Genomic DNA, 15,504 nt, shown 5'->3' with positions numbered 1-15,504 from the left:
AGACAATCTGGCTTGCCCCTGCTGGTACTACCCCCTATCCGCCAGCCCATATGTCGCAACCTCCTATCTTCGCCTTCGAAAATCTCGCGCTCCAGCAAGGGGGCGGCTGGCTGTTTCAGGATATGGATTTGTTCATCGGCGCGCGCGACCGGTTGGCGCTCATCGGTCGCAATGGGGCCGGAAAAACGACGTTGATGAAGCTGGTGGCGGGAACCGTCGAAGCTGACAAGGGCAACCGCGTCGTCGTGCCCGGCACCAACATCGTAATGTTGGAGCAAGACCCCGACGTCAGCGCCTTCGACCGGCTCATCGATTTTGCCATTCATGGTGAAAAAGGTCCGCCTGAATATGCGGTGCGCGCGATTGCCGACCAATTGGGCATCAATCTTGATCGCGAAGCGAAAACCGCAAGCGGCGGAGAAAAACGCCGTGCGGCAATTTGCCGCGCACTTGCAAGCGAGCCCGACTTGTTGCTTCTTGACGAGCCGACCAACCATCTTGACCTTGCCGCGATTGAATGGCTGGAGGAATGGCTCACGCGCTATCGCGGCGCATTCATGGTGATCAGCCATGACCGGACGTTTCTGACGCGCTTGACGCGACAGACATTCTGGCTGGATCGCGGGCTGCTGCGCCGCAATGAAATCGGCTTTGGCGGCTATGACGCATGGACTGAACGCGTCTTTGCCGAAGATGCGCGCAATGCAGACCGTCTGGATGCCAAGTTGAAGATTGAGGCGCATTGGTTGGAACGCGGCGTCACTGCGCGGCGCAAGCGAAATCAAGGCCGGTTGGCAAAGCTTTGGGAAATGCGTGCCGCGCGGGCCGCGATGATTGGCCCGCAAGGGACGGCCAAGCTCGCTGCTTCAAGCGACGACAGCAAAACCAAAACGGTCATCAGCGCGCAGAATGTCTGCAAAAGCTTTGGCGATCGCACGATTATTAAGGATTTCACGCTGCGCATTCAACGCGGCGACCGCATCGGCGTTGTCGGCGCAAATGGTACGGGCAAAACAACGCTGATCCGTATACTGACCGGTGAAACTGAACCCGACACGGGCAGCATCACGCTGTCACCAACGCTGACAGGCATCGTCATTGACCAGCAACGCAAATTGCTGACGCCCGAAAAACGCGTGCGCGATGTGTTGGCCGATGGCAGCGACTGGATCGATGTGCGCGGCGTTCGCAAACATGTACAGGGTTATCTCAAGGAATTCCTGTTCGACCCCGCCTTGATTGAGGCGCGGATCGGTTCCTTGTCCGGCGGCGAGCAATCGCGCATTTTGCTCGCCCGAGAATTTGCCAGGGAAGCCAATTTGCTGGTGTTGGACGAACCGACCAACGACCTTGATCTGGAAACGCTGGACCTGTTGCAAGAGGTTATCGCCGATTATGACGGCACGGTTTTGATTGTCAGCCATGACCGCGACTTTCTAGACCGGACGGTCAATTTGACGCTAGGTTTGGATGGTTCAGGCCATGTCGATATCATCGCCGGCGGATATGCTGATTGGGAAGAAAAACGCGACAAGCGGGACAAGCCCGCCGCCAAGAGGACCGAAAAAACCGTTTCGACCGAGCCCGCCTCTGCGGCCCCATCAGCACTAAAGAAAGTCAAGCTGACCTACAAAGACCAGCGCGACTATGACCTCCTGCCAAAGCGCATCACAGACATCGATGCGGAGATTGCGGCGGCGGAGAAGGAAATGAGCGACCCGGCTTTGTACACGCAAAAGCCAGCGCGCTTTGCCGAACTGACCACCAAGACCGAAAGCCTGCGCGCCGAAAAGGATGCCGCGGAGGAACGTTGGCTCGAACTCGCGATGATGGTCGAGGATTCCACATTCTAGCGTCAGGACCTAGCCAGGAATGCGGTAAAAGGCCGCCAGTCGATCTAGCGCGATTTTTAGCACGAGTTTTCCCGACCGCACAGGCCACGACATTTCACGTTCCGCAGCGGGCACACTTTCCCCAACGCAAATGACTCGCCACGCAATATCCGACAAATCGGGGCCAAGCGCGTTCAGCGCGCCGTCAAAGCGGCTTTTGGCCTGCATCATCCGTTCCGTTCGGTTCAGGCCCGATGGCGCACCGCGTTTTTGACGGCTGCGCGGGACATTCTCCCACGACATTGTCACATGCGGTCCAAGTGCGGCTGATTCATAATCCCCGCGTAATGTCTCGCCAGCCAACATTTGTCGGTTCGACAAATGGCCACGTGCGTGCAGCCACGACAGTGGCGATTCCGATAGGTTAATCGTGACGGTGCGCCGGGTGGCACGACTTTCCGCCACTGGGTTTTCGACCAACATGCGTGGATCGTGAAATTTTCGGTTCGAATGGGATTTGGCGGGCATCGATAATCTCCTTTGACTGTTCGAATCACCCTTGCCATGTGGTAAATATTGTAGGAAAGAAAAAACCTATTTGGTAACGGAGTGTTCCATGCAAAGTCGAATTCGCGATGTTCGAAGGGCCAAGGGCCTGACACTTTCCGATGTAGCCGAACGCTGCAATCCACCAACAACGGCACAAACCATAGGCCGCCTCGAAACCGGCATGCGCGTGCTGTCGCTCATCTGGATTAACCGCATTGCGGATGCTTTGGGCGTGGATTCCAGCGATCTCGTTGCCCTGCCTGACCAACAATTTCTGCCAGTCGCGGCGGTGCTGCATGAGGATGGAACTTATGCCCCAACTCAGGAGGAGCGCATCATGGTTCCCAATGTCGGCGGCAGCATGGTCGGGCTTCGGATTGCGGCGGCAATGGGCGAATATCGACGCGGCGATGAATTATGGCTTGAGCAGCTACAACCGAACGATTTTTCCTCTGCGCTGAATTTGGATGTCCTTGTGCCGCGACCGGGCGGACGGTTCATCTTTGGCCGCTTGCTTGGTCGCGATGCAAGCAAGCTCCACCTTCTGCCGCTTGAGGCCGGCGCACGTCAACAAGTCGTGACTGACCCAGCCTGGATTGCCAAAGCCGTCCGGCTCGTCCGTAAGCTATAGCCGTTAAGGCTGCGCGCCGAAGTCTGCGCCTATCCGTTCGGCCTTAGAACCCGTCACTTCGTCAGTCGGGACGAAGCTATGCGAACCAACCTTAAGCCAGATCAAAATTGGTGATGCCTGATAGATGGACGAATAGGTCCCCACGACAATACCAAATGCCATGGCCATGCTGAAACCAAAGATAACGTCCGGTCCAAACAGCACCAGCACGATCAGCGGCAGCGAAATCGATACGCTGGTCATCACCGTCCGCGACAAGGTTTCATTGACGGACAGGTTCAACAGCGAGGCCATTTCCATTTTTCGGAACTTCATCAGGTTTTCGCGGATGCGGTCATAAATTACGACGGTATCGTTCAAGGAATAGCCGATGATGGTGAGCAACGCGGCAATGATGTTCAGGTCAAACTCCCACCCCGTCAACGCAAATAACCCAAAGGTAAGCGTTACATCGTGGACCAGTGACCAGATCGCGCCGACACCAAACTGCCATTCAAAACGGAACCAGATATAGATCGAAACCCCCGCCATTGCGGCCAGAAGTGCCAATACACCCTTGCCGAACAACTCCTCCGAAACCTTGCCGGACACGGAGTCGACCCCGTCAATCCGCACATCGGGATGACCGGCCTTCAAACTGCTGGTGATTTTCTCGGCCATGGCATTGGCCAGTTCCGGGTTCTTGTCCGCGCCTTCGGGCAATTTCATGCGGATCGACACTTGGTTTTCAGCGCCGAAACGCTGAATTGTCGGGTCGCCATAACCAAGACTGCCCACCGTTTCGCGCAATTCGGTCACGGGTGCCGTGGCGCTTTGCGTAAAGGTTGCGCGGATCATCTGGCCGCCGATGAAATCGACGCCAAAGTTCAGGCCCTTGGTCGCGACCAACCCTACCGATGCCGCCATCAGAAGTAAGCTGATCGCAAAAGCCCAGACACGCCATCTGAGAAAGTCGATATTTGTGTCATCGCGAACGAGTTTGAGCAGTTTCATATCAATATCCTCAAATCGTCAATTCAGTGGGGCGCGTGCGCTTCACCCAGAGCGACACCCACATGCGGGTGATGGTCACGGCGGTGAAAACCGAGGTCACAATCCCGATCATCAAAACCACTGCAAATCCACGAATGGGTCCCGACCCGAAAATGAAGAGCAAAACCGCCGCGATGACGTTTGTGCTGTTCGCATCGAAAATCGCGCGGCTCGCTTCTTTGTACCCGAACTCAATGGCCTGCACCACACGGCGGCCACGTTTCAGTTCTTCGCGAATACGTTCGTTGATCAGCACGTTCGCGTCAACCGCCGCACCAATCGTCAGGACAAAGCCCGCAATCCCCGGCAAAGTCAGCGTGGCGTTCGCAACGCCCATAACGCCCAAGATCATCAAAATATTGATAACCAACGCAATATTGGCATACATGCCAAAGCGGCCGTAAACGAGGAACATGAGCACAAGAATGGCGGTTGTACCGATAACCGCAGCCAAAACCCCACGCCGGATGGAATCAGCGCCAAGGTCTGGCCCAACCGAACGTTCCTCAACAATCGTCAGGTCAACCGGCAACGCACCAGAGCGGAGCGAGATCGAAAGCGCATTGGCGCTCTCGGTCGTGAAGCTACCCGAAATCTGCGATACGCCGCCGAAAATCGGCTCACGAATTTGCGGCGCGGAGATGACTTGGCCATCGAGCACAATCGCGAACAATTTGTTCACATTTTGCTGAGTCATGCGAGCAAATCTTTGACCGCCCTCGGAATCAAATTGGATGGTGACAGCAGGTTCATTGGTCTGTGGGTCGAATGTCGGGTCAGCCTTGACCAACTTGTCGCCGGATATGCCGCCCAAGCGGCGCACCGCTATGTACGGCAGACCAGTGGGATTGTCGGGATAGGGCAGAACTTGGCTACCGACGCGGGCCTTGCCTTGCGCGGTTTGGTCGGGATCAGCCTGTTCATCAACCAGTTTGAATTCGAGCTTTGCGGTTTTACCAATCAATGCCTTCAACGCCTCTGGATCATCCAATCCGGGAACCTGAACGACGATGCGGTTCTCACCCTGACGAATGATCGTCGGCTCCAACGTGCCAAGCGCGTTAATCCGGCGGTCAATGACGTCCTTGGCCGTGTCCATCGCTTGGTCAAGCGCAGTTTCGTCGCCAGAGCTTGCTGGTGACAGAATGATTCGGTTGCCGTTGTTTACGCCGATATTCCAATCCCGCGTGCCCGTAGTATTGCTAATCAGCGGCAAAATCACTTCACGGGCAGCATCTACCTTGGACATGTCGGTGACGTTAAAGCTTAATTGGCCTTCACTGCGCGAGACATCAGCGATCGCAATTTGCGGATTGGCACGGCGCATAGCTGTGCGGACACTGTCCTCCAACGCTTCGAGCCGGGCCTCTGATAGTTGCGACGTGTCCGCCTCAAGCAAGATATGACTTCCGCCGGCAAGGTCGAGACCCAGATTGATAGTTGGTGTGGGCACAAATTGCGCAAGCTGCGCACGCATTTGCGATGGCAACAGGCTCGGAATAGCAAAGGCTATCCCGACAATCAGCACAATGTTGAGCATCCATATGCGCCAACGGGGAAAATCAAGCATAGGGTGTGTCCGAACGAGCTATGAAGGCAATATGTGGGGCTGGCGGCAAAGCCTTTCAACCCAAAGGGTTAATCATTCGCGGCTTTGGCATTGCGCGACTGCACATTGGCGATGGTTGACTTGACCGCCTTCACCCGCACATTTGGCGCGATTTCAACTTCGACATGATCGTCGGCAACCTTAGTCACTTTGCCCATCAGCCCGCCAGCGGTCACGACGTCGTCATTCTTCTGAACTCCAGCGATCTTGGCCTCATGCGCCTTCGCCCGCTTTTGCTGGGGACGGATGAGGAAAAGGTAGAATACAACAAAGATCAGCAGGAGCGGAAACAACTGCACGAAAAATGCAGAACCACCAGCACCACCAGCGGCAGCACCTAAGATAACAAACGCCATAAAAAACCTCGCACTAATGAAATCGAGCGCCAATGTGCAGCGCAGCCCGGAACTAATCGGGCGCGATTATCACCTGCACCCTGCTGACGCAACGTCAAAGCGTCGACAGCACACTTGCTTTTCAAAAACCAGCGCCATATACGCGCTCTTCCACTGACCTCGGCGAGGTCATTGGCGGTCGGGACGTAGCGCAGCCTGGTAGCGCATCACACTGGGGGTGTGGGGGTCGCAGGTTCGAATCCTGTCGTCCCGACCAATAAATCAATAATTTAGTAGCCTCCCGATGACCAGACAAAGGGTCAAAATGCCGCTGGTGGTGCGCTGGTGGCGCAATGCCTGCTGGGTGATGGACAGGCCGAACGCATGGCGCTTCCAATGTGCCAAGTCGATCAGCCACCAACGAACGACCCCGTGCGACGCCGGTGTCTGACCGGTTTCCAACATCTCGACGTCCGGCGTGCTTTGAGCGCTTCGGAGCTCTTAGTGCGATATGTCGGTTGCTTCCGGCAGGGCTTCGGGCTTGATCTTAAGGCGGATTTCTTCACTGCGGAAGCCCAGTGCCATAGGACGCGTAACGCCCGGCAGAAGCGCGACATCGTAAATTTCCTCGACAATACCATCAATTTCGAGCCGGTGCTCGATATCCCCGCTCAGCAGATTGACGATGCAGATCGCGCATTGCGCGCTGATACCTTCGGCATCCAGCCGCTCGTTGAGAGGCAGGCCTTCGAACGTTTTGTTATTGCGTGGGCGAGAGAGGCCAATCACAGCGTAGTCGCCCATGAAAACAAGACCACGGGCAAAGCCAGGTAGGAAGCATATGGGTTCGAAGGAACCGGTGTTTACATCAATTGTGCCAAATTCGCCGGTTCCTGCCTGTAGCATCCACAGCTTCTCGCGGTAGAGCCTCGGCGAATGCGGCATCGACAGGCCTTCTGCGATAATTTCCCCGCTAGCCACATCAAGGACCACGCCGCCGTCGCGCCGTTTGTCGCGCCAACCCTCGAAGACATTCGTGCGCGACAGGCAGGTTACATAAGCGGGTTTGCCGTCCTGCACGGCCATTCCATTCAGGTGACAGCGATCCTCCGCCGCGAGCCGGTCGATAAATGGCGGGCGCCAAATTTCGCGAAAACTTCCCCGATGGGACAAGGTTGCAAGGCAGTTGAAGCGGGTCGCGACGAATATAGGATCGCCCGCTGCATCCTCATGGATGTCGTGGATGTCGATATCGCCCGTCGTATGCCCGCTGACAGGCACATAATATGCATCATAGGCATCGTGCATCTGGCCGGGATCGAGGAAGTTTTCGAAACGCCAAAGCTGGTAGATTGAACTCATCCAAAAGCGGCCCGGACCAGTTCCAAGCCCCATCGGGCGTTCAAAAGTGCGTTCGAAGACCGAGAGTCTGCCATCGGGCTGCATCCCGATAAAAAAGACCTTGCCGGCCTGATAGGTCGTGAAGACCAGACTAACGCCGGTATTTTTGAGCCAGGTCGTAAACAACCGCGAGCCATTTAATTCAAGCGTAGGAGGTTTTTGGTCAGTCATAAAATCGCCTTTCTACGCACTGCACTTGCGATAGAGAAAGTGGTAACACTATAGCCGAGCCACGAGCCACGAGCCCCTAGCAAAGGGCCAGAGACAAGCAGTCGTCAGATGGAACATCACACCCAGCAGGTGCAGCCCGAAACTTTCGGTGCGGCACCTGCTCGGCAGATCTAAAGCACGATTAATGAAGATGGAGTGCTAGTCAAGAAGTCAGTAAGTTTAGCAGGGAGATAGCCGTCGGCCATCATAAAATTATCCGCAGCAAACCCACTTTGAGTGCCGCCGCTATTGATCTGGATAGATGAAGAGTTCGGGCCAGTCAAAAAGGCAGTAAGTTCCGCAGGGCGATAGCCTTCGACGATCACAAAATTATCAGCATCAAGCTGAATTTGCGTGTCGCCGCTACCGCTCTGGGTAAAGGTCGGGATGCTAGAAAGGCCAAAGGCGCTTAAATCAAGCGTATCACCTTTGCCAAAGTCCAATATCCTGACCGTTCCAGGGCCATCGCTTATCTTGAAGGTATCAGCGCCAGGGCCACCGGCAAGCCGATCATTGCCGCCATTGGTCGTGATGACATCATTCCCAAGTCCGCCAAAGATCACGTCATTACCAGCAGTTCCCGAAAGTGTATCATTCCCAGTAGTGCCGACCTGCGTGACGGCCCCTGTAAAATTACCGCCAAACACCACATAGCTTGCACCGGAATTGCTGTTCCCGTTCGGGTCGGCGTTCAATGCCCCCACGATCAGATCGTCAAAGCCATCTTTGTTCACATCGCCCGCACCGCTGACCGTGCGACCCGAACGGTCATCTGCCGATGCGCCGTTGATCACAAAGCCGCCACTGCCGCTTGCAATATCCGAGAGGTTAACCTGTGTCCCATTAGTCTTGCCAAACACCACATAGCTCGCGCCGGAGCTGGTCCCATTCGGGTCGGCTAAATATGCCCCAACGATCAAATCGTCAAAGCCATCGCCGTTCACATCACCCGCAGAGCTGACTAAAAAGCCCGAACGGTCACCTGCAGATGCGCCGTTGATTACAAAGCCGCCAGTGCCGCTTGCAATCGCCGAGAGGTTAACTGGTGTCCCATTGGCCTTGCCAAACACCACATAGCTCGCGCCGGAGCTGATCCCGTTCGGGTCGGCGTCAGATGCCCCCACGATCAGATCGGCAAAGCCATCATTGTTCACATCACCCGCAGAGCTGACTGAGATGCCCGAAAGGTCACCTGCCGATGCGCCGTTGATTACAAAGCCGCCAGTGCCGCTCGCAATCGCCGAGAGGTTAACCGGCGCTGTATTATTAGCCTTGCCAAACACCACATAGCTCGCGCCAGACTCGATCCCGTTCGGGTCGGCGTTAAATGCCCCCACGATCAGATCGTCAAAGCCATCGTTGTTCACATCGCCCGCAGAGCTGACTTGGAAGCCCGAACGGTCACGTGGCGATGCCCCGTTGATCACAAAGCCGCCAATGCCGCTTGCAATATCCGAGAGGTTTACTGACGCACTATTAGTCTTGCCAAACACCACATAGCTCGCGCCGGAATAGCTCCCGTTCGGGTCGGCGCCATCTGCCCCCACGATCAGATCGTCGTAGCCATCGCCGTTCACATCGCCCGCAGAGCTGACGGAGAAGCCCGAACGGTCACCTGCCAATGCGCCGTTGATCACAAAGCCGCCAGTGCCGATCGCCGAGAGGTTAACCGGTGTCCCTCCAGCCTTGCCAAACACCACATAACTCGCGCCGGAATAGCTCCCGTTCGGGTCGGCGCCTGCTGCCCCGACGATCAGATCGGCAAAACCATCGCCGTTCACATCACCCGCAGAGCTGACTGAGCGGCCCGAATTGTCACCTGCCGATGCCCCGTTGATCACAAAGCCGCCAGTGCCGTTTGCAATCGCTAAGAGGTTAACCGGCGCTGTATTATCAGCCTTGCCAAACACCACATAGCTCGCGCCGGAACGGTCCCCGTTCGGGTCGGCTAAATTTGCCCCGACGATCAGATCGTCATAGCCATCATTGTTCACATCGCCCGCAGAGCTGACTGAGCGGCCCGAATTGTCACCTGCCAATGCCCCGTTGATCACAAAGCCACCAGTGCCGTTTGCAATCGCCGAGAGTTCAACGGCGGGGATCAATACAGAAATAACCAACGCCGGCGATGCCGCACTCACATTGCCCGCAGCATCTATTGCCTTGGCAGTAATCGAGCGCGCGCCAGCGGCAAGCGTCACATCCAGACTAAATGCGCCGGTTCCACTGGCGGTTGTCGCACCAAGCGAGGTCGCGCCGTCGAACAACTCGATGCGGGCATTGGCCGCTGCCTGGCCAGTGATCGTCAAGCCTGAGCTCTGGCTCGTTATGTTATCGCTATTGCTCGACCCCGTGTCATCGGCAGCTGCCAAGTCAAGACCAGTTGGCGCAGCAGGTGGCGTGCCAACCTGCGTGACAGAACCTGTGAAATTACCGCCAAACACCACATAGCTTGCGCCGGAATTGCTGTTCCCGTTCGGGTCGGCGTTCAATGCCCCCACGATCAGATCGTCGTAGCCATCGCCATTGACATCGCCCGCACCGCTGACTGTGCGACCCGAACGGTCATCTGCCGATGCGCCGTTGATCACAAAGCCGCCACTGCCGCTTGCAATATCCGAGAGGTTAACCTGTGTCCCATTAGTCTTGCCAAACACCACATAGCTCGCGCCGGAGCTGGTCCCATTCGGGTCGGCTAAATATGCCCCAACGATCAAATCGTCAAAGCCATCGCCGTTCACATCACCCGCAGAGCTGACTAAAAAGCCCGAACGGTCACCTGCAGATGCGCCGTTGATTACAAAGCCGCCAGTGCCGCTTGCAATCGCCGAGAGGTTAACTGGTGTCCCATTGGCCTTGCCAAACACCACATAGCTCGCGCCGGAGCTGATCCCGTTCGGGTCGGCGTCAGATGCCCCCACGATCAGATCGGCAAAGCCATCATTGTTCACATCACCCGCAGAGCTGACTGAGATGCCCGAAAGGTCACCTGCCGATGCGCCGTTGATTACAAAGCCGCCAGTGCCGCTCGCAATCGCCGAGAGGTTAACCGGCGCTGTATTATTAGCCTTGCCAAACACCACATAGCTCGCGCCAGACTCGATCCCGTTCGGGTCGGCGTTAAATGCCCCCACGATCAGATCGTCAAAGCCATCGTTGTTCACATCGCCCGCAGAGCTGACTTGGAAGCCCGAACGGTCACGTGGCGATGCCCCGTTGATCACAAAGCCGCCAATGCCGCTTGCAATATCCGAGAGGTTTACTGACGCACTATTAGTCTTGCCAAACACCACATAGCTCGCGCCGGAATAGCTCCCGTTCGGGTCGGCGCCATCTGCCCCCACGATCAGATCGTCGTAGCCATCGCCGTTCACATCGCCCGCAGAGCTGACGGAGAAGCCCGAACGGTCACCTGCCAATGCGCCGTTGATCACAAAGCCGCCAGTGCCGATCGCCGAGAGGTTAACCGGTGTCCCTCCAGCCTTGCCAAACACCACATAACTCGCGCCGGAATAGCTCCCGTTCGGGTCGGCGCCTGCTGCCCCGACGATCAGATCGGCAAAACCATCGCCGTTCACATCACCCGCAGAGCTGACTGAGCGGCCCGAATTGTCACCTGCCGATGCCCCGTTGATCACAAAGCCGCCAGTGCCGTTTGCAATCGCTAAGAGGTTAACCGGCGCTGTATTATCAGCCTTGCCAAACACCACATAGCTCGCGCCGGAACGGTCCCCGTTCGGGTCGGCTAAATTTGCCCCGACGATCAGATCGTCATAGCCATCATTGTTCACATCGCCCGCAGAGCTGACTGAGCGGCCCGAATTGTCACCTGCCAATGCCCCGTTGATCACAAAGCCACCAGTGCCGTTTGCAATCGCCGAGAGTTCAACGGCGGGGATCAATACAGAAATAACCAACGCCGGCGATGCCGCACTCACATTGCCCGCAGCATCTATTGCCTTGGCAGTAATCGAGCGCGCGCCAGCGGCAAGCGTCACATCCAGACTAAATGCGCCGGTTCCACTGGCGGTTGTCGCACCAAGCGAGGTCGCGCCGTCGAACAACTCGATGCGGGCATTGGCCGCTGCCTGGCCAGTGATCGTCAAGCCTGAGCTCTGGCTGGTAACATTGTCAGCGTTGTTCGAACCGCTGTCATCGGTCGCAGCCAAGTCAAGACCAGTTGGCGCAGCAGGCGCTGTCGCGTCGACCGTTATGGCCAGTGCAGCAGACGCTGCACTCACATTGCCCGCAGCGTCGGTTGCTTTTGCCGTGATCGAGCGCGCACCAGCGGCAAGCGTCACATCCAGACTGAATGCACCGGTTGCACTGGCAGTTGTCGTACCAAGAGAGGTCGTGCCGTCGAACAACTCAACGCGTGCATTGGCTTCGGCTTGGCCAGTGATCGTCAAACCTGAGCTCTGGCTCGTTATATTATCGCTATTGCTCGAACCGCTGTCATCGGCAGCTGCCAAGTCAAGACCAGTCGGCGCAGCAGGTGGCGTGCCGACCCCTGTGAAGTTACCGCCAAACACCACATAGCTTGCGCCGGCGTCAGTTCTTCCGTTCGGGTCGGCGTTCAATGCCCCCACGATCAGATCGTCGTAGCCATCGCCATTGACATCGCCCGCACCGCTGACTGTGCGACCCGAACGGTCATCTGCCGATGCGCCGTTGATCACAAAGCCGCCACTGCCGCTTGCAATATCCGAGAGGTTAACCTGTGTCCCATTAGTCTTGCCAAACACCACATAGCTCGCGCCGGAGCTGGTCCCATTCGGGTCGGCTAAATATGCCCCAACGATCAAATCGTCAAAGCCATCGCCGTTCACATCACCCGCAGAGCTGACTAAAAAGCCCGAACGGTCACCTGCAGATGCGCCGTTGATTACAAAGCCGCCAGTGCCGCTTGCAATCGCCGAGAGGTTAACTGGTGTCCCATTGGCCTTGCCAAACACCACATAGCTCGCGCCGGAGCTGATCCCGTTCGGGTCGGCGTCAGATGCCCCCACGATCAGATCGGCAAAGCCATCATTGTTCACATCACCCGCAGAGCTGACTGAGATGCCCGAAAGGTCACCTGCCGATGCGCCGTTGATTACAAAGCCGCCAGTGCCGCTCGCAATCGCCGAGAGGTTAACCGGCGCTGTATTATTAGCCTTGCCAAACACCACATAGCTCGCGCCAGACTCGATCCCGTTCGGGTCGGCGTTAAATGCCCCCACGATCAGATCGTCAAAGCCATCGTTGTTCACATCGCCCGCAGAGCTGACTTGGAAGCCCGAACGGTCACGTGGCGATGCCCCGTTGATCACAAAGCCGCCAATGCCGCTTGCAATATCCGAGAGGTTTACTGACGCACTATTAGTCTTGCCAAACACCACATAGCTCGCGCCGGAATAGCTCCCGTTCGGGTCGGCGCCATCTGCCCCCACGATCAGATCGTCGTAGCCATCGCCGTTCACATCGCCCGCAGAGCTGACGGAGAAGCCCGAACGGTCACCTGCCAATGCGCCGTTGATCACAAAGCCGCCAGTGCCGATCGCCGAGAGGTTAACCGGTGTCCCTCCAGCCTTGCCAAACACCACATAACTCGCGCCGGAATAGCTCCCGTTCGGGTCGGCGCCTGCTGCCCCGACGATCAGATCGGCAAAACCATCGCCGTTCACATCACCCGCAGAGCTGACTGAGCGGCCCGAATTGTCACCTGCCGATGCCCCGTTGATCACAAAGCCGCCAGTGCCGTTTGCAATCGCTAAGAGGTTAACCGGCGCTGTATTATCAGCCTTGCCAAACACCACATAGCTCGCGCCGGAACGGTCCCCGTTCGGGTCGGCTAAATTTGCCCCGACGATCAGATCGTCATAGCCATCATTGTTCACATCGCCCGCAGAGCTGACTGAGCGGCCCGAATTGTCACCTGCCAATGCCCCGTTGATCACAAAGCCACCAGTGCCGTTTGCAATCGCCGAGAGTTCAACGGCGGGGATCAATACAGAAATAACCAACGCCGGCGATGCCGCACTCACATTGCCCGCAGCATCTATTGCCTTGGCAGTAATCGAGCGCGCGCCAGCGGCAAGCGTCACATCCAGACTAAATGCGCCGGTTCCACTGGCGGTTGTCGCACCAAGCGAGGTCGCGCCGTCGAACAACTCGATGCGGGCATTGGCCGCTGCCTGGCCAGTGATCGTCAAGCCTGAGCTCTGGCTGGTAACATTGTCAGCGTTGTTCGAACCGCTGTCATCGGTCGCAGCCAAGTCAAGACCAGTTGGCGCAGCAGGCGCTGTCGCGTCGACCGTTATGGCCAGTGCAGCAGACGCTGCACTCACATTGCCCGCAGCGTCGGTTGCTTTTGCCGTGATCGAGCGCGCACCAGCGGCAAGCGTCACATCCAGACTGAATGCACCGGTTGCACTGGCAGTTGTCGTACCAAGAGAGGTCGTGCCGTCGAACAACTCAACGCGTGCATTGGCTTCGGCTTGGCCAGTGATCGTCAAACCTGAGCTCTGGCTCGTTATATTATCGCTATTGCTCGAACCGCTGTCATCGGCAGCTGCCAAGTCAAGACCAGTTGGCGCAGCAGGTGGTGCAATTTTAAGCGTGACCAGACGCGAGGCGGTGGCCGATGCCGCATTTGGCAACGTGGCCTGTGCCTGAATGACCTTCACACCATCTGCACCAAGCGCGGAAATATCGGCAGCGGAAAGCTTGTAGCTCCATGAAGTACCATTCACCGTCGCAGTTGCCGTGTGGGCCCCCATTAGAACCGAAACGCCCGTAACGCCCGAAGCAATCGTACCCGAAAGAGTGAGGTTAGCCACCTCATTATGTCCGGCGATGATATTATCTGTGGCAATTGCGTTAATTGTCACCTGCGTCACAGGTGAAGACGCCGCCAAGCTATCAGAGATCAAGTTTTGCAGCGAACCTTCAACCTTGTCTTCGGCCGCAATGGCCCCGCGCATCAGCAACACTTGACCTGGGTTATCAAGCTGGCCGTTGCTGCCATCAGCATTGATTGATTGACTAAGGGACGTGATCGTCGTCTGACTGTTCCCGGCGTTTAGGCTGTCAATGCCGGACAAGGCAGCCAGGACCGCGCCGACCTTTTCGCCAGGTGTCAAAGTATCCTCAGGGTTATAGCCACCTGAGTTTGTCGCGACGACTGATACTGTCGTGATATCAATCCCCGAAAGACCAAAGGCTTGTGCAGTCGCGGTGTTGGCATTTGTTGCCGCCGCTGCATTCGCAATCGTTCCACTACCATCTGCCGCCAAACCAGCCTTGATCGCCGCGATGGTCGTTAGTGGGTTGATGTTCATCGTAACCGATGTGCCCTCCGCCACCTTTGCGGCGAGCAGAACGGCATTGAGATCTGTCGCAACCCCAGTTGCTTCGTCGAGATAATCTGCTGCGGTCGTGCTATCTACGACGCGTGCAAAAATCACATCTCCTGCCCCGATAGGCAAGTCGGCTGCGGTAAAGCTGCCATCCGCGTTTACCTTGATACCCGAAACGAGAAGTGTCCCATTTGCTAGATAGATATTGACTGACAGGCCGTTGCCGGATTGGACGGGTCCAGCCACAATCTGACCCGTCACATTAACCGCAGCGTTGACCGTTACGGACAGTGCGGCAGATGCCGCACTCACATTGCCCGAAGCATCAGTCGCCTTGGCAGTGATTGAACGCGCGCCAGCAGCTAGCGTCACATCAAGACTGAATGCGCCGGTTCCACTGGCGGTTGTGGTGCCAAGCGAGGTCGTGCCGTCGAACAACTCGATGAGGGCATTGGCTTCGGCTTGGCCACTGATCGTCAAGCCTGAGCTCTGGCTCGTTACATTATCGCTATTGCTCGACCCCGTGTCATCGGCCGCGGCTAAGTCAAGGCCAGTAGGCGCAGCA

Annotated in this window: 9 protein-coding genes and 1 tRNA gene; 3 read left to right on the top strand and 7 right to left on the bottom strand. The window is 56.9% G+C overall.

Going from position 1 to position 15,504, the window contains the following annotated elements; translation table 11 throughout:
- The first annotated feature begins 50 nt into the window (after positions 1–50).
- Complete coding sequence (locus HEQ34_RS06450) at positions 51–1,853, top strand: ATP-binding cassette domain-containing protein (protein WP_296198897.1); 1,803 nt, start codon at positions 51–53, stop codon at positions 1,851–1,853.
- Between the two features lie 9 nt (positions 1,854–1,862).
- Here the strand turns inward: HEQ34_RS06450 and HEQ34_RS06445 are convergent, their stop codons facing one another.
- Positions 1,863–2,360 (bottom strand): DUF6456 domain-containing protein, encoded by a 498-nt coding sequence (locus HEQ34_RS06445; protein WP_296198895.1) that lies wholly within the window; start codon positions 2,358–2,360, stop codon positions 1,863–1,865.
- Between the two features lie 88 nt (positions 2,361–2,448).
- Between HEQ34_RS06445 and HEQ34_RS06440 the strand changes: the two genes are divergently transcribed.
- Entirely contained in the window at positions 2,449–3,012 is a 564-nt protein-coding gene (locus tag HEQ34_RS06440) for a helix-turn-helix transcriptional regulator (protein ID WP_296198893.1), read from the top strand.
- A 3-nt stretch (positions 3,013–3,015) separates the two neighbouring features.
- Here the strand turns inward: HEQ34_RS06440 and secF are convergent, their stop codons facing one another.
- The 3 genes from secF to yajC form a co-directional block, all read right to left on the bottom strand.
- Positions 3,016–4,005 carry a protein translocase subunit SecF gene (gene secF, locus HEQ34_RS06435; protein ID WP_296198892.1) on the bottom strand — a complete coding sequence of 330 codons (990 nt, stop codon included), beginning with the start codon at positions 4,003–4,005 and terminating at the stop codon, positions 3,016–3,018.
- Positions 4,006–4,015: 10 nt separating this feature from the next.
- Positions 4,016–5,614, bottom strand: coding sequence for a protein translocase subunit SecD (gene secD / locus HEQ34_RS06430; protein ID WP_296198890.1), 1,599 nt, complete (start codon positions 5,612–5,614; stop codon positions 4,016–4,018).
- A gap of 68 nt (positions 5,615–5,682) precedes the next feature.
- A complete protein-coding gene (gene yajC, locus HEQ34_RS06425) occupies positions 5,683–6,009 on the bottom strand; it encodes a preprotein translocase subunit YajC (protein WP_296198888.1) in 327 nt (108 codons plus the stop codon).
- A 179-nt stretch (positions 6,010–6,188) separates the two neighbouring features.
- On the opposite strand from yajC, the gene HEQ34_RS06420 reads away from it, so the two are divergent.
- A tRNA-Pro gene (locus HEQ34_RS06420) sits at positions 6,189–6,265 on the top strand.
- Between the two features lie 5 nt (positions 6,266–6,270).
- Here the strand turns inward: HEQ34_RS06420 and HEQ34_RS06415 are convergent.
- From HEQ34_RS06415 to HEQ34_RS06405, 3 genes are all read right to left on the bottom strand, one after another.
- Positions 6,271–6,453, bottom strand: coding sequence for a hypothetical protein (locus tag HEQ34_RS06415; RefSeq protein WP_296198886.1), 183 nt, complete (start codon positions 6,451–6,453; stop codon positions 6,271–6,273).
- Positions 6,454–6,489: 36 nt separating this feature from the next.
- Positions 6,490–7,560, bottom strand: a complete 1,071-nt coding sequence (locus HEQ34_RS06410; RefSeq protein ID WP_296198884.1) for a TIGR03032 family protein — start codon at positions 7,558–7,560, stop codon at positions 6,490–6,492.
- Positions 7,561–7,730: 170 nt separating this feature from the next.
- The coding region (locus HEQ34_RS06405) for an Ig-like domain-containing protein (protein WP_296198881.1) at positions 7,731–15,504 on the bottom strand (7,774 nt) is incomplete at its 5' end.

The sequence above is a fragment of the Sphingorhabdus sp. genome, assembly GCF_023910635.1.
GTDB lineage: Bacteria > Pseudomonadota > Alphaproteobacteria > Sphingomonadales > Sphingomonadaceae > Sphingorhabdus_B.
This window is presented reverse-complemented; position numbering and strand designations above follow the sequence as displayed.

Coding starts and splice junctions, on each gene's coding strand:
- HEQ34_RS06415 (WP_296198886.1), bottom strand. CDS start 6,453: ATGTTGGAAACCGGTCAGACACCGGCGTCGCACGGGGTCGTTCGTTGG.
- secD (WP_296198890.1), bottom strand. CDS start 5,614: ATGCTTGATTTTCCCCGTTGGCGCATATGGATGCTCAACATTGTGCTG.
- secF (WP_296198892.1), bottom strand. CDS start 4,005: ATGAAACTGCTCAAACTCGTTCGCGATGACACAAATATCGACTTTCTC.
- HEQ34_RS06445 (WP_296198895.1), bottom strand. CDS start 2,360: ATGCCCGCCAAATCCCATTCGAACCGAAAATTTCACGATCCACGCATG.
- HEQ34_RS06440 (WP_296198893.1), top strand. CDS start 2,449: ATGCAAAGTCGAATTCGCGATGTTCGAAGGGCCAAGGGCCTGACACTT.
- yajC (WP_296198888.1), bottom strand. CDS start 6,009: ATGGCGTTTGTTATCTTAGGTGCTGCCGCTGGTGGTGCTGGTGGTTCT.
- HEQ34_RS06410 (WP_296198884.1), bottom strand. CDS start 7,560: ATGACTGACCAAAAACCTCCTACGCTTGAATTAAATGGCTCGCGGTTG.
- HEQ34_RS06450 (WP_296198897.1), top strand. CDS start 51: ATGTCGCAACCTCCTATCTTCGCCTTCGAAAATCTCGCGCTCCAGCAA.